At 67.8% G+C, this 18636-nt stretch carries 18 protein-coding genes; 13 read left to right on the top strand and 5 right to left on the bottom strand.

Going from position 1 to position 18636, the window contains the following annotated elements; translation table 11 throughout:
- Positions 1 to 89 precede the first annotated feature (89 nt).
- On the bottom strand, positions 90 to 1457 hold the full coding sequence (locus tag ASC92_RS12540) for an AmpG family muropeptide MFS transporter (RefSeq protein ID WP_235505803.1): 1368 nt from the start codon (positions 1455 to 1457) through the stop codon (positions 90 to 92).
- 78 nt (positions 1458 to 1535) lie between these two features.
- Here ASC92_RS12540 and ASC92_RS12535 point away from each other — a divergent pair, with 78 nt between their 5' ends.
- The 10 genes from ASC92_RS12535 (at position 1536) to ASC92_RS12490 (ending at position 11713) form a co-directional block, all read left to right on the top strand.
- Positions 1536 to 2390 (top strand): M48 family metallopeptidase, encoded by an 855-nt coding sequence (locus tag ASC92_RS12535; protein WP_056515524.1) that lies wholly within the window; start codon positions 1536 to 1538, stop codon positions 2388 to 2390.
- Positions 2391 to 2607: 217 nt separating this feature from the next.
- A complete protein-coding gene (gene atzF, locus ASC92_RS12530) occupies positions 2608 to 4311 on the top strand; it encodes an allophanate hydrolase (RefSeq protein ID WP_056516382.1) in 1704 nt (567 codons plus the stop codon).
- A gap of 13 nt (positions 4312 to 4324) precedes the next feature.
- Positions 4325 to 4705: an oxalurate catabolism protein HpxZ gene (hpxZ, locus tag ASC92_RS12525; protein ID WP_056515521.1), complete on the top strand. Its 381-nt coding sequence runs from the start codon at positions 4325 to 4327 to the stop codon at positions 4703 to 4705.
- Between the two features lie 49 nt (positions 4706 to 4754).
- Complete coding sequence (locus tag ASC92_RS12520; RefSeq protein ID WP_056515520.1) at positions 4755 to 5879, top strand: BMP family ABC transporter substrate-binding protein; 1125 nt, start codon at positions 4755 to 4757, stop codon at positions 5877 to 5879.
- A gap of 27 nt (positions 5880 to 5906) precedes the next feature.
- On the top strand, positions 5907 to 6968 hold the full coding sequence (locus ASC92_RS12515) for an ABC transporter permease (protein ID WP_056516379.1): 1062 nt from the start codon (positions 5907 to 5909) through the stop codon (positions 6966 to 6968).
- Positions 6965 to 7888: an ABC transporter permease gene (locus ASC92_RS12510; RefSeq protein WP_056515517.1), complete on the top strand. Its 924-nt coding sequence runs from the start codon at positions 6965 to 6967 to the stop codon at positions 7886 to 7888. Before ASC92_RS12515 ends, ASC92_RS12510 begins: the two co-directional genes overlap by 4 nt.
- A 5-nt stretch (positions 7889 to 7893) precedes the next feature.
- Positions 7894 to 8583: a cysteine hydrolase family protein gene (locus ASC92_RS12505; protein ID WP_056515514.1), complete on the top strand. Its 690-nt coding sequence runs from the start codon at positions 7894 to 7896 to the stop codon at positions 8581 to 8583.
- A 94-nt stretch (positions 8584 to 8677) separates the two neighbouring features.
- Positions 8678 to 10276 (top strand): ABC transporter ATP-binding protein, encoded by a 1599-nt coding sequence (locus ASC92_RS12500; protein ID WP_056515511.1) that lies wholly within the window; start codon positions 8678 to 8680, stop codon positions 10274 to 10276.
- Positions 10267 to 10941, top strand: coding sequence for a cysteine hydrolase family protein (locus ASC92_RS12495; RefSeq protein ID WP_056515509.1), 675 nt, complete (start codon positions 10267 to 10269; stop codon positions 10939 to 10941). The genes ASC92_RS12500 and ASC92_RS12495 overlap by 10 nt, the downstream gene beginning before the upstream one ends.
- 28 nt (positions 10942 to 10969) lie before the next feature.
- Positions 10970 to 11713: a GntR family transcriptional regulator gene (locus tag ASC92_RS12490; protein WP_056515507.1), complete on the top strand. Its 744-nt coding sequence runs from the start codon at positions 10970 to 10972 to the stop codon at positions 11711 to 11713.
- Here the strand turns inward: ASC92_RS12490 and ASC92_RS12485 are convergent, their stop codons facing one another.
- The gene (locus ASC92_RS12485; RefSeq protein WP_056515503.1) at positions 11714 to 12517 is read right to left on the bottom strand and encodes an exodeoxyribonuclease III; all 804 of its coding nucleotides are present in this window, start codon (positions 12515 to 12517) and stop codon (positions 11714 to 11716) included.
- A gap of 12 nt (positions 12518 to 12529) precedes the next feature.
- Here ASC92_RS12485 and pyrE point away from each other — a divergent pair, with 12 nt between their 5' ends.
- Complete coding sequence (gene pyrE / locus ASC92_RS12480) at positions 12530 to 13213, top strand: orotate phosphoribosyltransferase (RefSeq protein ID WP_056515499.1); 684 nt, start codon at positions 12530 to 12532, stop codon at positions 13211 to 13213.
- Between the two features lie 14 nt (positions 13214 to 13227).
- Positions 13228 to 13920 (top strand): DUF4124 domain-containing protein, encoded by a 693-nt coding sequence (locus ASC92_RS12475; protein ID WP_056515496.1) that lies wholly within the window; start codon positions 13228 to 13230, stop codon positions 13918 to 13920.
- A gap of 107 nt (positions 13921 to 14027) precedes the next feature.
- Here the strand turns inward: ASC92_RS12475 and gatB are convergent, their stop codons facing one another.
- From gatB to gatC, 3 genes are read right to left on the bottom strand one after another with little or no spacing between them, the layout of a single operon-like run.
- A complete protein-coding gene (gene gatB / locus ASC92_RS12470; protein ID WP_056515492.1) occupies positions 14028 to 15518 on the bottom strand; it encodes an Asp-tRNA(Asn)/Glu-tRNA(Gln) amidotransferase subunit GatB in 1491 nt (496 codons plus the stop codon).
- A 1-nt stretch (position 15519) separates the two neighbouring features.
- The gene (gene gatA / locus ASC92_RS12465; RefSeq protein WP_056515490.1) at positions 15520 to 17010 is read right to left on the bottom strand and encodes an Asp-tRNA(Asn)/Glu-tRNA(Gln) amidotransferase subunit GatA; all 1491 of its coding nucleotides are present in this window, start codon (positions 17008 to 17010) and stop codon (positions 15520 to 15522) included.
- Complete coding sequence (gatC, locus tag ASC92_RS12460; protein WP_056515488.1) at positions 17010 to 17309, bottom strand: Asp-tRNA(Asn)/Glu-tRNA(Gln) amidotransferase subunit GatC; 300 nt, start codon at positions 17307 to 17309, stop codon at positions 17010 to 17012. The genes gatA and gatC overlap by 1 nt, the downstream gene beginning before the upstream one ends.
- A gap of 216 nt (positions 17310 to 17525) precedes the next feature.
- Here gatC and ASC92_RS12455 point away from each other — a divergent pair, with 216 nt between their 5' ends.
- The gene (locus tag ASC92_RS12455; protein ID WP_007833435.1) at positions 17526 to 18569 is read left to right on the top strand and encodes a rod shape-determining protein; all 1044 of its coding nucleotides are present in this window, start codon (positions 17526 to 17528) and stop codon (positions 18567 to 18569) included.
- The last annotated feature ends 67 nt before the right edge of the window (positions 18570 to 18636 follow it).

Genomic DNA, 18636 nt, shown 5'->3' with positions numbered 1-18636 from the left:
GAAGGGAAAAGAAAACGAATGTATAGCGCCCGCAGCCTACCAGTTGCGCGGTGCGCGCAATGTCGGCTGTTTCCTATAAGGCCCAGGCCCTATTGACGGTCCGCGGGCCTTGTGGTCGTCGTCAGCCGCGAGGCCAATGCCACCAGCACCAGCACCGGCAGGCCGAGCATCGCGGTGGCGACGAAGAAGGTGCTGTAGCCATAGCTGTCGACGAAGGCGCCCGAATAGCCGGCGATGAACTTCGGCAGCAGCAGCATCAGCGAGCTGAACAGGGCGTACTGCGTGGCCGAGTAGCTGATGTTGGTAAGGCTCGACAGGTAGGCGATGAAGGCCGCCGAGGCGATCCCACCGGCCAGGTTGTCGGCCGAGACCACCGCGATCAGCGCCCTCAGGTCGTGCCCGCGCGAGGCCAGCCAGGCGAACAGCAGGTTGCTGGCTGCGCTCAGCACCGCGCCCAGCATCAGCACCCGCATCACGCCCAGGCGCATCGACAGCACGCCGCCGACGAAGGCGCCCACCAGCGTCATGATCACGCCGTAGATCTTGCTGACCGTGGCCACCTGGTCCTTGGTGAAGCCCATGTCCACGTAAAAGGGGTTGGCCATGATGCCCATCACCACGTCGCTGATGCGGTAGATGGCGATCAGCGAGAGGATCAGCGCGGCCTGCCACCTGTAGCGGCGGATGAAGTCGGCAAAGGGCTCGACGAGCACGCTGCGCAGCCACTCGGCGGCATTCCTTGCCTTGGGCAGCACGCGCGGCACCGGTTCGGGCGACAGCAGCACCGTCAGCACCCCGACCGCCATCGAAGCGGCCATCACCAGGTACGCCGTCTTCCACGCCCCGTTCTGGTACGCCGCCGCACCCGTGACCGCGGCCGCCGGCGTCACCTCGGCCCAGGCCGCGACCCACAGCACGCCCGCACCGGCCCAGATCATCGCGAGCCGGTAGCCCGTCTGGTAGGCGGCGGCCAGCGCGGCCTGCTTGCGCGTCTCGGCCGATTCGATGCGGAAGGCGTCGAGCGCGATGTCCTGCGTGGCCGAGCCGAAGGCCACCAGCAGCGCGCACCAGATCAGCGGCGTGAGCCCCAGGCGCGGGTCGTTCAGCGCCATGCCGATCAGGCCGGCGATTACCACGCACTGCGCCAGCAGCAGCCAGCCACGCCGGCGTCCGAGCAGCGTGGTCAGCGGCGGCAGCGGCAGCCGGTCGACCAGCGGCGCCCAGACCCACTTGAAGCCGTAGGCCAGCCCGACCCAACTCAGGTAGCCGATGGTGGTGCGGTCGATGCCCGCTTCGCGCAGGCGAAAACTCAGGGTGCCCAGCACCAGCAGCAGCGGCAGCCCCGCCGAGAAGCCCAGCGCCAGCATGCGCAGGGTGGCGGGCTCCAGGTAGACCTTCAGCGCATCGCGCCAGGGCGGGGAAGAGGCGGTGGGGGTTTCTGCGGAAGGTACGGACATGAGCCTCGGATTGTCCATGAGTGCCGGGGGACGTCGGGCCCGGTCTTTGTCTTCATTTGTTCCTATGATCCGGCTCCTATGTGCACACGATGCGATCTCCCTGTTTCCGCCATCTCCTCAGCCTCCGCATGGAATCCCCGGCGGGCCTTCCTGCTGACCGCGGCCGGCGTCGCCCTCAGCGGCACGGCGCTGGCGCAGGTCAATGTCGGCAATGCCTCGGTGGCGCGCAACCTCGTGCCGGCCGACAGGATCGAGGCGGCCGGTGTGCAGCAGTACGGCCAGCTGCTCGAACAGGCGCGCGCCAAGAACGCGCTCGCGGGCGATGGCGACCCGCAGCTGCAGCGCCTGCGCGCCATCGCGAAGCGCCTCATTCCTTTTGCCACGCCCTGGAACTCGCGCGCCCGAGACTGGAAGTGGGAGGTCAACCTGATCGGCAGCAAGCAGATCAACGCCTTCTGCATGCCCGGCGGCAAGATCGCCTTCTTTACCGGCATCCTCGAACAGCTCAAGCTCACCGACGACGAGGTTGCGATGGTCATGGGTCATGAGATGGCCCATGCGCTGCGCGAGCATGCGCGCGCCCGGATGGCCAAGAGCGCGGGCACGGGCGCGGCGCTCTCCATCGGGGCGCAGCTGCTCGGACTGGGGCAGATGGGCGACCTGGCGGCGCGAGCCGGCACCCAACTCCTTACGCTCAAGTTCAGCCGCAGCGATGAGTCGGAGGCCGACCTCGTGGGGCTCGAGCTCGCGGCACGTGCGGGCTATGACCCGAAGGCATCGGTGTCGTTGTGGCAGAAGATGGCCACGGCGTCGAAGAACCAGCGCGGGCTGAGCTTTCTCTCGACCCACCCGAGCGGGCCGAACCGCATCGCGAAGCTGGAGGCGAACCTGCCGAAGGTGGAGGCGCTCTACCGCGAGGCAAAAAAGAGCTGACCGGTATGACTCCCTCTCCCCTTGGGGAGAGGGCGGGGGTGAGGGGGCGGCCTTCATAAGGGCCGCGCTTCACCGCCCGCACCTGCCCTCACCCCAACCCTCTCCCCGAGGGGAGAGGGGGCAAGCCCTCAGTCCCTTGAATTGATCCGCGCGACCCCGCGTCGCCGCTGGCACGCCGCTTGCATCTCAACTTGTACACATGTTTGGATGCCTGAAGATGGTGCATGAAAAAAACGGATCGCCGGCCGCCGCCTGGATCGCCAGGTTCGCGCAGCCCATGGCGCACGCCCGGACTGGCGAAGCCCCTGGTTTCGCCCTGCCGCTCGCCGGTCTGCGCTTTGCGGTCAAGGACAACATCGACGTGGCCGGCGTGCCCACCACCGCCGCCTGCCCGGCCTTCGACCGCCTGCCCCCGGTCCACGCCGCCGTGGTGCAGCGCCTGCTCGAAGCCGGTGCAACGCTGGCAGGCAAGACCAACCTCGACCAGTTCGCCTGCGGCCTGAACGGCACGCGCTCGCCCTACGGCGAAGTGCCCAATGCCTTCGACGCGCGCTATGTCTCGGGCGGCTCCAGCTCGGGCTCGGCCTACGTGGTGGCGGCCGGCGAGGTCGACTTCGCGCTGGGCACCGACACCGCGGGCTCGGGCCGCGTGCCGGCCGGGCTCAACAACATCGTCGGCCTGAAGCCCTCGCGCGGCCTGCTGAGCACCTTCGGCGTGGTGCCCGCGGCGCAGAGCGCGGACTGCGTCTCCATCTTTGCGCGCACCGTGGCCACCGCGGTCGACGTGCTGCTCGCTTGCGCTGGCCACGACGCGCGCGACCCGTATTCGCGCGACCTGGCTTTGCGCCGCGAGCCGCTGCCCGCGCACTTCCGCTTCGGCGTGCCCGACAGGCTGAGCTTCTTCGGCGACACCGCCGCCGAGCTGGCCTTCAACGACGCGACCGCGCGGCTGCGGGCCATGGGCGGCTCGCCCGTCACCATTGCCTACGCGCCGCTTGCCGAGGCTGCCGCGCTGCTCTATGAAAGTGCGCTCGTCGCCGAACGCTACGCCGCGGTGCGCGAGTTCTTCGACGCGCACGGCGACGTGGTGATCGAGCCCGTGCGCGGCATCCTCGAGAGCGGCCGCAGCTACACCGCCGCCGACGTGTTCAAAGCCCAGGCGCGGCTGCGCGCCATTGCGCAGAAGGTCGAACCGATGTGGCGCGACATCGACGTGCTGCTCGTGCCCACCGCGCCCACGCACTACACCCGCGAGCAGATGCGCGCCGATCCGGTGGTGCTCAACCGCAATCTCGGCGCGTACACCAACTTCGTCAACCTGCTCGACTACGCCGCGCTCTCCGTGCCCAGCAGCCTGCGCGCGGACGGCCTGCCGTTCGGCATCACGCTGATCGGCCCCTGCGGCAGCGACCTCGCACTGGCCGACCTGGGCCAGCGCTACCACCACGCCACGGGGCTCGCGCAAGGCGCCCTCGGCGTGCCGCTGCCTGCGCCGCGCGCCATTCCCGGCCTCGCCGCGCCGGGCGCAGGCACCCTGGCCATCGCCGTGGTCGGTGCGCATCTTTCGGGCATGCCGCTCAACGGCCAGCTCGCAGAGCGCGGCGCCACGCTGCTGCGCACTACAGCCACCTCGCCGGCCTACAGGCTGCATGCGCTGCCGGGGACCGTGCCACCCAAGCCCGGGCTGCGACGCGTGGCCGAGGGCGAGGGAGGCGCCGCGATCGCGCTCGAAGTGTGGGCCGTGCCCCTGGCGCAGGTCGGCAGCTTTCTTGCCCTCGTCCCGCCGCCCCTCGGCCTTGGCAGCGTCGAGCTGGCCGATGGCAGCTGGGTGAAGGGTTTCATCTGCGAGGGCCACGCGTTGGCCGGCGCGCAGGACGTGAGCAGCCACGGCGGCTGGCGCGCCTACATCGCGAGTCTCTGAAGGGAATCCGGCCATGTCCCTGGAAATCAACATCCCCGACGTGCTCGCCGAAGTGCAGGCTGTGTTCGCTCGCTACGAAGAAGCGCTCGTGGGCAACCAGCCCGCCGTGCTCGACGAACTGTTCTGGAGCAGCCCGCACACGCTGCGCTACGGCTTCTCCGAGAACCACTACGGCCATGCCGACATCGCCGCCTTCCGTGCGTCGCTGCCCCTGCAGAGCCCGCCGCGCGCGCTGCTGCGCACCGTCATCACCACCTACGGCCGTGATTTCGCGACCGCGAACGTCGAGTTCCGCCGCGAGGGTGGCCGCCAGACCGGCCGCCAGAGCCAGACCTGGATGCGCACGGCCGATGGCTGGCGCGTGGTCGCCGCCCACGTGAGCCTGCTCGGCTGAGCCCCGGGGCACATTTTTTGCACCTCAACCTGAAACGGAGAAGAACGCCATGACCAGCCAATTCAATCGCCGCGATTCCCTCAAGACCCTGGCCGCGCTGGGCGCGGCCGGCAGCCTCGGAAGCTGGAGCGCCCTTGCCGGCGCTCAGGCCAAGGCCAAGCCGCTCACTGTCGGCGTGATCTACGTCGGCGCGCGCGACGACTACGGCTACAACCAGGCGCACGCCATGGCCGCGGCTGAGATCAGGAAGCTGCCTGGCATCAAGGTGGTCGAGGAAGAGAACGTGCCCGAGACCGCCGCCGTGCAGAAGACCATGGCCGGCATGATCTCGCAGGACGGCGCCAAGCTGCTGTTTCCCACCTCGTTCGGCTACTTCGATCCGCACATCCTCGCGGTGGCGCCCAAGAACCCCGATGTGCGCTTCTCGCACTGCGGCGGCCTCTGGACCGAAGGCAAGCATCCGAAGAACGTCGGCAGCTTCTTCGGCTACATCGACGAGTGCCAGTTCCTGAACGGCGTGATCGCCGCGCACATGACCAAGAGCAACAAGATCGCCTTCGTTGCCGCCAAGCCCATTCCGCAGGTGCTGCGCAACATCAATGCCTTCACGCTCGGCGCGCGCTCGGTCAAGCCGAACATTACCTGCAGCGTGATCTTCACGGGCGACTGGTCGATGGCGGTGAAGGAGGCCGAGGCCACCAACAGCTTGGCCGACCAGGGCTGCGACGTGTTCACGATGCACGTCGACGGCCCCAAGGTCGTGGTCGAGACCGCGGCCAAGCGGGGCAAGATGGTCTGCGGCTACCACGCGAGCCAGGCCAAGCTGGCGCCCAATGCGTACCTCACGGGTGCGGAGTGGAACTGGCTCACTGCCTACAAGACCGCCATCGATGCCGCGCAAGCCGGCAAGCCGCATCCCAACTTCCTGCGCGGCGGCCTGAAGGAGGGCTACGTGAAGATGTCCGCCTACGGCCCCATGGTGCCGGACGCCGCGAAGAAGCAAGCCGACGAGATCAAGGCGAAGATGATCGCGGGCAGCTTCGACATCTTCAAGGACGGCATCAAGGACAACAAGGGCGCGGTCGTGGTGCCGGCCGGCAAGGTGCTGAAGCAGACCGACCTGGAGCTCGAGAAGATGAACTACCTGGTCGAAGGCGTGCTCGGCTCGGCCTGATTCCGCACCCGCATCGCTATGCCCACCATGCATAGAGCGCTCAAGGAATTCGCCCTGCCGGTGTTCGCCATTGCGGCGGCGCTGCTGCTGTTCGGCCTGCTGGTGGCGTTCGCGGGCGTCGAGCCGGTGGAGGTCTGGGTCACGCTGTTCAAGGGCGCATTCGGCGACTGGTTCTCCTGGCAGAACACGCTGCAGCGCGCCGCGCCATTGATGCTCACGGCGCTGTGCGTGGCGCTGCCCGCGCGCGCGGGGCTCATCGTCATCGGGGGCGAGGGCGCGCTGGTGCTGGGCGGGCTGGCTTGCGCCGCGCTCGCGCAGGCGGTGCCGCTGCCCGCCAACGTCATCGGCACGGTGTTCGTCTGCATCGCGGGCGCCGTGGCTGGCGCGCTCTGGATCATGCTCGCGGGCTGGCTGCGCCAGTACCGCGGCATCAACGAAACCATCAGCAGCCTGCTGCTGGCCTACATCGCCATCGGCATTTTCAAGCACCTGGTCGAAGGGCCGCTGCGCGATCCGGCGAGCCTGAACAAGCCCTCGACCTATGCATTGAACGACGGACTGCTGATCGGCGGCATCGGTGGGTCGGACGTGCACTGGGGCCTGGTGATCGGCGTCGTGGCCTGCCTGGGGCTCGGGTGGTGGCTGCGCGCCACGGCCTCGGGCTTCTCGGTGCGCGTGGTGGGCGGCAACCCGCGCACCGCGCAGCTCGTCGGGCTGCCGGCCACGCGGCTCATTCTCTCGGCCTGTGGACTCGGCGGTGCCTGCGCGGGGCTCGCGGGTGCGGTCGAGGTGGCGGCGGTGCACACCAGCGCCAATGCCTCGCTGATCGCGGGCTACGGCTATGCGGGCATCCTGGTTTCTTTCATCGCGCGGCACAACCCGGTGGCCATCGTGCCGGTGGCCATTCTGTTCGGTGGCTTCGGCGCGGCAGGCAGCCTGCTGCAGCGCCGGCTCGGCCTGCCCGATGCGTCGGTGCTGGTGCTGCAGGGCATCGCCTTCGTGCTGATCCTCGCGAGCGAAGGGCTGCGCATGGTCGACTGGAAGAAGTTCGGCGACCGCATGCTGCCCGAGGCCAGGAGCTACGCATGACGGCCGACCAATGGATCGCACTGGTCGCCGGCCTCGTCGGCGGCGCCTTGCGCGTGGGCGCGCCATTCCTGTTCGTGAGCCTGGGCGAGTGCCTCACCGAGAAGTCGGGGCGCATCAATCTCGGGCTCGAAGGTGTTCTGGTGCTGTCGGCGATGGCGGCCTTCGGCGGCGCGTACCTTACCGATTCAGCATGGCTGGGCGTGCTGATCGGCGCAACGGCCGGTGCGGCGCTCGCGCTGCTGCATGGCCTGCTGTGCTCGCTCGACCGCGTGAACGACGTGGCGACCGGTATCGCGCTGATGCTGCTGGGCACCGGGCTTGCCTTCTACCTGGGCAAGCCGCTGATCCAGCCGCAGGCGCCGCAGCTCCCCGCCATTGCGCTGGGCTTCTGGAGCGACAACGCCGTAGTGCGCTCTGCACTGCAACTCAATGCGCTGGTGCCCATCGGCGTGGCGCTGGCGGTGCTGCTGTGGTGGGGCTTCGCACGCACGCGCGCCGGCCTGCTGGTGCGCATGGCGGGCGATTCGGCGCAGGCCACGCGTGCCCTCGGCTACTCGGTCTCGGGCCTGCGCATCGCCGCGACCACGGCGGGCGGCTTCATTGCCGGCCTGGGCGGCGCATCGCTCACGCTGTTCTATCCGGGCAGCTGGAACGAAGGCATCTCCAGCGGCCAGGGCCTGATCGCCGTCGCGCTCGTGATCTTCGCGCGCTGGAGCCCCCTGCGCTGCGTGGGCGCGGCGTTGCTCTTCGGCGGCGCGGGTGCTGTCGGGCCGGCATTGCAATCCATCGGCATCGGCTGGGGCTACCACCTTTTCAACACCGTGCCCTATGTGCTCACGCTGGTGATCCTGGTGTTCACCTGCAAGCCGGGCACCGCGGCCGCCGGCAGCCCCGGCGAGCTTTCATCGACAAGGAGCTGAATGCCATGACGACAAAGACCATCGACGCCGAGCCCTACGCGTGGCCCTACAACGCAAACCTGCGCCCGGGCAACACCGCGCTCATCGTCATCGACATGCAGACCGACTTCTGCGGCAAGGGCGGGTATGTCGACGTGATGGGCTACGACCTGTCGCTGGTGCAGGCGCCCATCAAGCCGATCGCGCGCACGCTGGCGGCGCTGCGGCCATTGGGCTTTCACATCATCCACACACGCGAAGGCCACCGGCCCGACCTTGCCGACCTGCCGGCCAACAAGCGCTGGCGCTCGCGGCAGATCGGCGCGAACGGCGTGGGCATCGGCGACGACGGGCCCTGCGGGCGCATCCTGGTGCGCGGCGAGCCGGGCTGGGAAATCATTCCCGAACTGGCACCGCTACCGGGCGAGGTGGTGATCGACAAGCCCGGCAAAGGGTCGTTCTACGCAACCGATCTCGAGCTGATACTGCGCACGCGCGGCATCGAGAACCTCATCCTCGCCGGCATCACCACCGACGTATGCGTGCACACGACGATGCGCGATGCCAACGATCGGGGCTTCGAGTGCCTGCTGCTGTCGGACTGCACGGCTGCGACCGACCGTGGCAACCACCTGGCCGCGTTGAAGATGATCACGATGCAGGGCGGCGTGTTCGGTGCGCATGCCACTTCGCAGGCATTGCTGGCGGCGGTATGAGGTCTGTTGTGATTCTTTCGGGGCGCGCTCACGCCGACGGGGGACATTCGCGGAGGCCCGGTGGCCTGTGCACGCGTCCCGAACGGAACCCGACATGACCGCAAACCCGTCCCACGCGATAGGCGGACTCCCAGCAGGCAGCGGCGCGCTTGCGCTCGACACCTACAGGCTCACCAAGCGCTTCGGCACTTTCACCGCGATGGACAGCGTGACGATGCGCGTCGAGCCCGGCACGGTGCATGCGTTGCTCGGCGAGAACGGCGCGGGCAAAAGCACGCTGGTGAAATGCGTGGCCGGCTTCCAGCGCGCGGAGGAGGGCAGCATCCTGGTCGACGGGCGCGAGCAGGACATTGCCAACCCCATCGTGGCGCGTGCGCTGGGCATCGGCATGGTGTACCAGCACTTCACGCTCGCGCCGGGCATGACGGTGGCGGAGAACCTGTTGCTCGCGGGCGGCAAGACACCGGCACTGATCGACTGGAAGACCAAGCGCGCGGAGCTGAAGGCGTTTCTTGCGACCACGCCTTTCAGCCTCGACCTCGGCGTGCGTCCGGCCGAACTTGCGGCTGGCGAGAAACAGAAGCTCGAACTGCTCAAGCAGCTGTATCTGAAGCCGCGCCTGCTGATCCTCGACGAACCGACTTCGGTGCTCACGCCGCAGGAGGCCGACGAGGTGCTGGGCCACGTGCGCGAATTCGCGCGCAGCGGGCTGTGCACCGTGCTCATCATCACGCACAAGTTCCGCGAGGTGATGGCGTATGCCGACAGCGTGACGGTGCTGCGGCGGGGCAAGGCGGTGCATCACTGCCGCGTGGCGGACACCAGCCCGGCGCAACTCGCGCAGGCCATGATGGGTGGGGAGCAGGCGTCATCGTCGCAGACGCCAATCAGCAGAAGGCCTTTGCCTGCCAATGCAACGATCGCGCTGAAGGTCGATGGCCTCAAGGCACAGGGCGACCGCGGCACGCTGGCGCTGCATGACCTGAGCCTGTCGGTGCGCGCGGGAGAAATCCTTGGCGTGGCCGGCGTCTCCGGCAACGGGCAGCGCGAGCTTGTCGAGGCGCTGGTCGGCCAGCGTCCTCGGCTTGCGGGCAAGGTCACGGTGATGGGGCAGCCTTATGGTGCACATCGCGCGGAGAACCGCAAGCTCAAGGTCCGGAGCCTTCCCGAAGAGCCGCTGCGCAATGCGTGCGTCGGCGACCTCAGCGTTGCGGAGAACATGGCGCTGCGAGATTTCGATCAGCCGCCGTTGTCGCGCGGTGGCGTACTGAGCTTTCCCTATTGGCGCAGCCGGGCACGCGAGTGGATTGCCGAATACGGCGTGAAGACGCAGGGCGAAGGCGCCCCGATACGCAGCCTGTCCGGTGGCAACGTGCAGCGCGCGGTGCTGGCGCGCGAGCTGGCCGGCGACATCAACGTGCTGATCGCGGCCAATCCTGTGTTCGGCCTGGACTTCGCGGCCGTCGCGGAGATCCATTCGCGCATCGTGCAGGTGCGGGAGAAGGGCGGAGCAGTGTTGTTGATCAGCGAAGACCTCGATGAGCTGCTGGAGCTTGCCGATCGCATCGTCGTGATGAGCGAGGGGCAGATCGTGTTCGAAACCTCGGCTGCCGGTGCGGAAAGACACGTAATCGGAGCCCACATGGGTGGCGGGCATCACCAGCCCTTGAAGCGAGAACCGACATGCGAATAGAAGAAGCCAACCCCTTTCCCTACGAATTCGACGTGGAAAGCACAGCGCTCGTCCTCATCGATATGCAGCGCGACTTCATCGAGCCCGGAGGTTTCGGCGAAACGCTGGGCAACGACGTGTCGCTGCTCGAAGCGATCGTCCCCGCGACGAAGGCCGCCCTGGCGGCGTGGCGCAAAGCTGGCGGCCTGGTGGTCCACACCCGCGAGGCGCACAAGGCAGACCTCTCGGACTGCCCGCCCGCCAAGCGCAACCGCGGCAACCCCACATTGCGCATCGGCGACGAAGGTCCCATGGGCCGCATCCTCGTGGCCGGCGAGCCCGGCAACCAGATCATCGATGCGCTCGCGCCGATCGACGGCGAACTCGTCATCGACAAGCCCGGCAAGGGCGCGTTCCATGCCACCGGCCTGCACGAACTGCTGCAGCAGCGCGGCATCACGCACCTGCTGTTCGGCGGTGTGACCACCGAGGTCTGCGTGCAGACCAGCATGCGCGAAGCCAACGACCGCGGCTACGACAGCCTGCTGCTCGAGGATTGCACCGAAAGCTATTTCCCGGCGTTCAAGGCGGCCACGCTCGACATGGTGCGCGCCCAGGGCGCGATCGTCGGCTGGACCGCGCCCAGCGCCGCGCTGCTCGCGGCGCTGAACAGCAGCCCTTCGTGACGCGGCGCCAGCGACTACCATCCCACACGTGTCTACCGTCCGAACCCGCTCCGCACCGCCCGTCCCCGCCGCCGATGCGGCCGTTTTCCGCACGCGGGCCGACGAGGTCTACGCGCAGCTCAAGCGCGACGTGGCCGACTTCATCCTCGTGCCGGGCGACCGCTTCACCGAGAACGAAATCAGCGAGCGGCTGGGCGTCTCGCGCACGCCGATCCGGCAGGCGCTGTTCCGGCTGCAGCAGGAGGGTTTCGTCGAGGTGCTGTTCCGCAGCGGCTGGCGCGTGCTGCCCTTCGACTTCGACCAGTTCGAGCAGCTCTACGACCTGCGCATGGTGCTGGAGACCGCCGCCGTGCACCGGCTGTGCGAGACCGACCGCCACATCGACCGCAGCCTGCTCGACTCCCTGGCCAGCATCTGGCTGGTGCCCGCGGCGCAGCGCAGCGCCGACATGGCGCAGGTGGCGCAGTGGGACGAAGCCTTTCACTGCGCGCTCGTGACGGCCGCCGGCAATGCCGAGATGGCGCGCGTGCACCGCGACGTGACCGACCGCATCCGCATCATCCGCCGGCTCGACTTCACCAAGCAGCCTCGCATCGACGCTACCTACGACGAGCACGCGAAGATCCTGAAGGCCGTGCGCGCCAACCGGGGCGACCAGGCCGCGATGCTGCTGCGCGCGCACATCGAGACCAGCCAGGCCGAGGTGCGCAAGATCACGCTGCACCAGGTGCATCTGGCGCGGCATGCGGGGAAGGCCGCGGGGCCGCGCTGATCAGAGCGTGAAGTCGTACTCCACCGTGATAGGCGCGTGGTCGCTGAACTTGACGGTCTTGTAGATCGCCTCGGTGCGCGCCAGCGCGCCCATGGCCGGCGTGGCCAGGTGGTAGTCGAGCCGCCAACCCACGTTGTTCGCGTAGGCCTGGCCGCGGTTGCTCCACCAGGTGTAGGCCTCGGCGGTGGTGTCGGGCTTGAGCATGCGGTACACGTCCACCAGGCCCGCACCTTCGGCGCCGGCGTCGAGCAGCTTCGTCATCCAGGCGCGCTCCTCGGGCAGGAAGCCGCTGTTCTTCTGGTTGCCGCGCCAGTTCTTCAGGTCGATCTCCTTGTGGGCGATGTTGATGTCGCCGCACAGCACGAACTCTCGCTCCTTCTTCAGCGCCACCAGGTGCGGGAAGAAGCCCTTGAGGAAGCGGAACTTGGCCTCCTGCCGCTGCTCGCCCGAACTGCCGCTCGGGAAGTAGCAGCTGATGACGGAGAACTTGGCGCTAGGTGTATCGAAGCGAAGTTCGAGGTAACGGCCCTCGGCGTCGAACTCGGCGTCGCCCCAGCCCACCACGACCTGGCTCGGAGCGTGCTTGGTGTACACGGCGGTGCCGGCGTAGCCCTTCTTCTCGGCGAAGTGGAAATGGCCCTTGAGGCCGGCCATTTCCTCGAACCGGCCCTCGATGTCGCTGGCCTGGACGCGGATCTCCTGCATGCAAATACAATCCGGCGCAAGTTCGGCCACCCAGTCGGCCACGCCTTTGGTAGCGGCCGAACGCAGGCCATTGAGATTGAGACTGGTCAGTTTGAACACAAGGAATTCCCGATGGCTGTAGATGGTGAGAAAAGCAGCGCGGTTGCACAGGACTTCGTCCAGTTCGCCCTGGATGCCGGCGTGCTGCGCTTTGGCGAATTCAAGACCAAGGCCGGCCGGATGAGCCCGTACTTCTTCAATTCGGGGCTCTTCGACGACGGCGCCAAGATCGCCCGGCTCGCCGGATTCTATGCAGACCGGCTTATCGAGAGCGGGCTCGAATTCGACATGATCTTCGGCCCCGCCTACAAGGGCATTCCGCTGGGCGCCACGGTGGCCGCGGAACTCGCGCGGCGTGGGCGCAACTACCCCTTTGCCTACAACCGCAAGGAAGCCAAGGCGCACGGCGAGGGCGGCAACCTCGTGGGCGCGCCGCTCAAGGGCCGCGTGCTGATCGTCGACGACGTGATGTCGGCCGGCACCGCGGTGCGCGAGTCGATTGCGGCGATCCAGGCGGCCGGCGCCACGCCGCATGCCGTGGCCATCGCGCTCGACCGGCAGGAGAAGGCGACCGAGAACGGCGTCGACGTGGACCACAGCGCCGTGCAGTACGTGCGCAACCAGCTCGGCCTGTCGGTGATCGCCATCGCCACGCTGGACGACCTGCTGAGCTACCTCTCGGGCAATGCCGCGGCCGACCTGGGCGCGCACCGCGAGCGCGTGCTGGCCTACCGCACGCGCTACGGCGCCAGCTGAGGCAAGGCCGCCCGATGCACGGCGCACGCGACCATGGCCTGCCGATCCGCCGGTTGGCGTCGGCCTCGTTCCTCCTGTTGGTTTCTTCGTTCTGCGGCGCATTGCAGGCGCAGCCGCAGAAAGTGGAGGGTGCGTCCCCCGGCATCTATACCTGCACCGACGCCCGCGGCCGCACGCTGACCGCCGACCGGCCGATTGCGGAGTGCAGCGACCGCGAGCAGCGCGAGCTGAACCCGAGCGGCTCCACCCGCCGCAAGGTCGAGCCGACCTATACCGCGCGCGAACTGCAGGAGCGCGAAGACCGCGCCCGCGAGGCCGCCATCCAGACCGCGCGCCTGACCGACGAGCGCCGCCGCGAGCGAGCCCTGCTGGTGCGCTATCCGAACCTTGCCACGCACGACCGCGAGCGCAGCGAGGCGCTCGCGCAGATCGATGCGGTGACCCAGGCGGCGCGCAAGCGCATCGCCGAGCTGACCGAAGACCGCAGGAAGATCGACGAGGAGATGGAGTTCTACAAGCAGGACACCAGCAAGGCGCCGGGCGCGGTGCGGCGCAAGCTCGAGGACAACACGCAGAGCGTGGCCGTGCAGAACCGCTTCATCGCGGAGCAGGAAGAGGAGAAGAAGCGGGTGAATGCGCGCTTCGACGAAGAGCGCGTGCGGCTCAAGCAGCTCTGGTCGCCGCAAAACGGCGGGAATCCCAGGTAACCCCCCAGGCTTCGCGCACTTCGTGTCGCTTCGCCAAAACCCCCAGCCGGGGGCAACACCTGCGGCCCGGCGAAGCCGGTTCCGCGGTGTTTGTTTCCCGAAAAGACTTAGCTGAGCTTGGCCTTGAGCAATTCGGTGACTTGCGCCGGGTTGGCCTTGCCGCCGCTGGCCTTCATGACCTGGCCCACGAGCGCGTTGAGCGCCTTTTCCTTGCCGCCGCGGTATTCCTCGACGTTCTTCGCGTTCTTCGCGATCACTTCGTCGAGGATCTTGTCGAGCGCACCGGTGTCGGCCATCGGCTTCAGGTCCTTGGCCTCGATGATCGCGTCGACATCGCTGCCTTCGCCGGTCCACAGCGCGTCGAACACCAGGCGCGCGGCGTTGTTCGGCAGCGTGCCGTCGGCGATGCGCTTCATCAGTTGGGCCAGCTGCTGCGCCTTCACCGGCGCGGCCTCGATGCCGATCTCGGCGGCGTTCAGGCGGCGCGCCATCTCGCCGGTGATCCAGTTGCTCGCGAGCTTGGGCGTGGCGCCCGCGTTCACGGCTTCGTCGAAGTAGCCGGCCAGCGCAGCGCTCTGCGTGAGTTGAGCGGCGTCGTATGCCGACAGGCCGTGCTCGCGCACATAGCGCTCGGCCATTGCGCGCGGCAACTCGGGCATGGTGGCCTTCACGCGCTCGATCCAGTCGGCGGCGATGACCAGCGGCGGCAGGTCCGGGTCGGGAAAGTAGCGGTAGTCGGCCGAGTCTTCCTTGGCGCGCATCGCACGCGTCTCGCCGGTGTCGGGGTCGAACAGCACGGTGGCCTGCTCGATCTTGCGGCCGTCCTCGATCTCGTCGATCTGCCAGCGGATCTCGTAGTCGATCGCCTGCTGCATGAACTTGAAGCTGTTCAGGTTCTTGATCTCGCGCCGCGTGCCGAGCTTGTCGCCGGGCTTGCGCACCGACACGTTGGCGTCGCAGCGGAAGCTGCCTTCCTGCATGTTGCCGTCGCAGATGCCGATCCAGGTGACGATCTTGTGCAGCTCCTTCGCGTAGGCCACGGCCTCGGCGGTGGAGCGCATGTCGGGCTCGGTCACGATCTCCAGCAGCGGCGTGCCGGCGCGGTTCAGGTCGATGCCGCTCTGGCCGATGAAGTCCTCGTGCAGCGACTTGCCCGCGTCTTCCTCGAGGTGGGCGCGCACGAGGCGCACGGTCTTCTGTTCTTCGCCGAGGAAGAACGACACCGTGCCGCCCTGCACCACGGGAATCTCGAACTGGCTGATCTGGTAGCCCTTGGGCAGGTCGGGATAGAAGTAGTTCTTGCGCGCGAACACGCTGCGCGGCGCGATGTGCGAGCCCAGCGCGAGGCCGAGCTTGATGGCGCGTTCGACCGCACCCTTGTTCATCACGGGCAGCGTGCCGGGCAGCGCCAGGTCCACCGCGCAGGCCTGCGTGTTGGGCTCGGCGCCGAAGGCGGTGGAGGCGCGGCTGAAGATCTTGCTCGCGGTCGACAACTGGGCGTGCGTCTCGAAGCCGATGATGACTTCATAGCCGCGCACCAGCGGGCCGGTCGGGCGGCCCTGTTGTTGTGCTTCGAAGGTGTTCACGGGGTCGTTCATCTCAAAAGCCCTCCGGCGTGCGTGTGTGCCAGTCCGTGGCCTGCTGGAAGCGGTGGCCCGCGTTCAGCAGCTTCGCTTCGCCGAAGTAGTTGCCGATCAGCTGCAGGCCCACGGGCATGCCGCCGTCGAAGCCCGCGGGCACGCTCATGCCGGGCAGGCCGGCGAGCGATGCGGGCAGCGTGAAGATGTCGGCGAGGTAGTCGGCCACCGGGTCGCCGCCGTGCTCGCCGATCTTCCAGGCGGTGGTCGGTGCGGCGGGGCCGGCGATCACGTCGCACTGCTTGAAGGCCTGCTGGAAGTCGTCGGCGATCATGCGGCGCACCTTCTGCGCCTGCAGGTAGTAGGCGTCGTAGTAGCCATGCGAGAGCACGTAGGTGCCGATCATGATGCGGCGCTTCACCTCGTCGCCGAAGCCTTCGGCGCGCGTCTTCTCGTACATGTCGGTGAGATCCTTGTACTGCTTCGCGCGGTGGCCGAACTTGACGCCGTCGAAGCGGCTCAGGTTGCTCGACGCCTCGGCCGCGGCAAGGATGTAGTACACGGGAATCGACAGCTCGGTGCGCGGCAGCGTCACCTCGACGCGCTTCGCGCCAAGCTTCTCGTACTGCGAGAGCGCCGCGTCGATGGCGGCGCGCACGCCGGGCGCCACGCCTTCGCCGAAGAACTCCTTCGGTACGCCGATGCGCAGACCCTCGAGCGAGTCGTTCAGCGAGCGGCCGAAGTTCTCGGCGGGCATGTCGAGCGAGGTCGAGTCGCGATCGAGGTCGGGGCCGCAGAAGGCCGACAGCAGCAGCGCGCAGTCTTCGGCCGAGCGGGCCATCGGGCCGGCCTGGTCGAGGCTCGATGCAAAAGCCACCATGCCGTAGCGCGAGGCGCGGCCGTAAGTCGGCTTGATGCCGGTCACGCCGCAGAACGAGGCGGGCTGGCGGATCGAGCCGCCAGTGTCGGTGCCGGTGGCCGCGGGGGCCAGACGTGCCGCCACGGCCGCCGCGCTCGCGCCGGAGGAGCCGCCCGGGATGCGCTCGTGGTTCCAGGGGTTGCGCACCGGCACTGCCTTGTCGTGGCCCAGGGCGGGCACGGCGACGTTCTCGTTGGCCGAGCCCATGGCGAACTCGTCGCAGCTCAGCTTGCCGAGCGTGACCGCGCCGGCATCGGCCAGGCGGCGAACCACAGTGGCGTCGAAGGGCGAGCGGTAGCCCGCGAGCATCTTCGAGCCGGCGGTGGTGGCGAAATCGGTGGTGGCGAAGATGTCCTTGTGTGCGATGGGCACGCCGGCCAGCGCGGAGGCGTTGCCCGCAGCGAGGAGGGCGTCGGCCTTGCGAGCCTGGGCCAGCGTGACTTCTTCGTTGACGTCGACAAAAGTGCCGAGCGATTCGTGGGCCTTCATGCGGCCGAGGAACGCCTGCGAGGCTTCGACGGCCGAGACCTTGCGTTCGGCCAGGGCGCGGGCCAGGGCGACCACGCCCATCTGGTGCAATTGTTCGCCGCTCATTATTCGATCACCTTCGGCACGAGGAACAGGCCGGCTTCGACGGCCGGGGCGCTCTTCTGGTTGGCTTCGCGGTTGTCGGGTTCGCTCACCACGTCGTCGCGCAGGCGCAGCGTGATGTCTTCGAGCGCGGCCACGGGATGTGCCAGTGGCTCGACGCCCGCGGTGTCCACGGAACGCATACGTTCGACTAAATCGAAAAAGCCATTGATCTGGCTGAGCATGCGCTCGCTTTCGTCAGGAGCAAGTTGCAGCCTCGCCAGCGAGGCGATGCGCGCAATATCGGAAGCGGAGAGTGACATAGGTCGGAACGGCCCAAAAAAAGCGGGGGTAATCGCACTCGGAAGCGGGTGCTAATACAGGAATCAGAGGGGATTCGGGTATTATCCCGCCTTTGCCGCAACCCCCGCGAACGCGCCGGCTTTTGCGCCAAAAACGATCAATTCACCCCGTCAAACGACCCAAAAAATAGAGCGACGACCTGCCGATGCGCAGGCCGTGCTCAGAGGATTCCGCACATGTTTGGAGCTTTCCGTCGGTACTTTTCCACCGACCTTGCGATCGACCTCGGCACCGCCAACACCCTGATATTTGCCCGCAACAAGGGCATCGTGCTGGACGAACCGTCGGTGGTCGCGATCCGCCACGAAGGCGGCCCCCACGGCAAGAAGGTGATCCAGGCCGTCGGCCGCGAAGCCAAAGCCATGCTGGGCAAGGTGCCCGGCAACATCGAGGCGATCCGCCCGATGAAGGACGGCGTGATCGCCGACTTCGTGATCACCGAGCAGATGATCAAGCAGTTCATCAAGATGGTGCACCCGCGCACGCTGCTCACGCCGAGCCCGCGCATCATCATCTGCGTGCCCTGCGGCTCGACCCAGGTCGAGCGCCGCGCCATCAAGGACGCGGCCGAGGCAGCAGGCGCCACGTCGGTCTATCTCATCGAAGAGCCGATGGCCGCGGCCATCGGCGCCGGTCTCCCCGTCAGCGAAGCCTCGGGCTCGATGGTGGTGGACATCGGCGGCGGCACCACCGAGGTGGGCGTCATCAGCCTGGGCGGCATGGTCTACAAGGGCTCCGTGCGCGTGGGCGGCGACCGCTTCGACGAAGCCATCATCAACTACATCCGCCGCAACTACGGCATGCTGATCGGCGAGCCGACGGCCGAAGTCATCAAGAAGAACATCGGCTCGGCCTTCCCGGGCTCCGAGGTCAAGGAGATGGAAGTCAAGGGCCGCAACCTGTCCGAAGGCGTGCCGCGCAGCTTCACCATCAGCAGCAACGAAGTGCTGGAAGCCCTGACCGATCCGCTCAACAACATCGTCTCGGCCGTGAAGAACGCGCTGGAACAGACGCCGCCCGAACTGGGCGCCGACATCGCCGAGCGCGGCATGATGCTGACCGGCGGCGGCGCGCTGCTGCGCGACCTCGACCGCCTGCTGGCCGAGGAAACCGGCCTGCCGGTGCTGGTGGCCGAAGACCCGCTGACCTGCGTGGTGCGCGGCTGCGGCATCGCCCTCGAGCGCATGGACCGCCTGGGCAGCATCTTCACGAGCGAGTAAAACGCGAAAGCCGTCATCGGCCGGCCTCTGCTTGCGCAGGCCGGCTTTTTGTTATTTGATTCCGCAC

It is taken from the genome of Variovorax sp. Root411 (assembly GCF_001425205.1).
In the GTDB taxonomy this organism is placed as follows: Bacteria; Pseudomonadota; Gammaproteobacteria; order Burkholderiales; family Burkholderiaceae_C; genus Variovorax.
This window is presented reverse-complemented; position numbering and strand designations above follow the sequence as displayed.

Bases quoted from the DNA above. Each gene is read 5' to 3' on its own strand.
- pyrE (WP_056515499.1), top strand. From the start codon at position 12,530: ATGGCTGTAGATGGTGAGAAAAGCAGCGCGGTTGCACAGGACTTCGTC.
- hpxZ (WP_056515521.1), top strand. From the start codon at position 4,325: ATGTCCCTGGAAATCAACATCCCCGACGTGCTCGCCGAAGTGCAGGCT.
- ASC92_RS12520 (WP_056515520.1), top strand. From the start codon at position 4,755: ATGACCAGCCAATTCAATCGCCGCGATTCCCTCAAGACCCTGGCCGCG.
- ASC92_RS12500 (WP_056515511.1), top strand. From the start codon at position 8,678: ATGACCGCAAACCCGTCCCACGCGATAGGCGGACTCCCAGCAGGCAGC.
- ASC92_RS12495 (WP_056515509.1), top strand. From the start codon at position 10,267: ATGCGAATAGAAGAAGCCAACCCCTTTCCCTACGAATTCGACGTGGAA.
- ASC92_RS12455 (WP_007833435.1), top strand. From the start codon at position 17,526: ATGTTTGGAGCTTTCCGTCGGTACTTTTCCACCGACCTTGCGATCGAC.
- ASC92_RS12510 (WP_056515517.1), top strand. From the start codon at position 6,965: ATGACGGCCGACCAATGGATCGCACTGGTCGCCGGCCTCGTCGGCGGC.
- ASC92_RS12540 (WP_235505803.1), bottom strand. From the start codon at position 1,457: ATGTCCGTACCTTCCGCAGAAACCCCCACCGCCTCTTCCCCGCCCTGG.
- gatB (WP_056515492.1), bottom strand. From the start codon at position 15,518: ATGAACGACCCCGTGAACACCTTCGAAGCACAACAACAGGGCCGCCCG.
- ASC92_RS12475 (WP_056515496.1), top strand. From the start codon at position 13,228: ATGCACGGCGCACGCGACCATGGCCTGCCGATCCGCCGGTTGGCGTCG.
- ASC92_RS12535 (WP_056515524.1), top strand. From the start codon at position 1,536: ATGTGCACACGATGCGATCTCCCTGTTTCCGCCATCTCCTCAGCCTCC.
- gatC (WP_056515488.1), bottom strand. From the start codon at position 17,309: ATGTCACTCTCCGCTTCCGATATTGCGCGCATCGCCTCGCTGGCGAGG.
- atzF (WP_056516382.1), top strand. From the start codon at position 2,608: ATGGTGCATGAAAAAAACGGATCGCCGGCCGCCGCCTGGATCGCCAGG.
- ASC92_RS12515 (WP_056516379.1), top strand. From the start codon at position 5,907: ATGCATAGAGCGCTCAAGGAATTCGCCCTGCCGGTGTTCGCCATTGCG.
- gatA (WP_056515490.1), bottom strand. From the start codon at position 17,010: ATGAGCGGCGAACAATTGCACCAGATGGGCGTGGTCGCCCTGGCCCGC.
- ASC92_RS12505 (WP_056515514.1), top strand. From the start codon at position 7,894: ATGACGACAAAGACCATCGACGCCGAGCCCTACGCGTGGCCCTACAAC.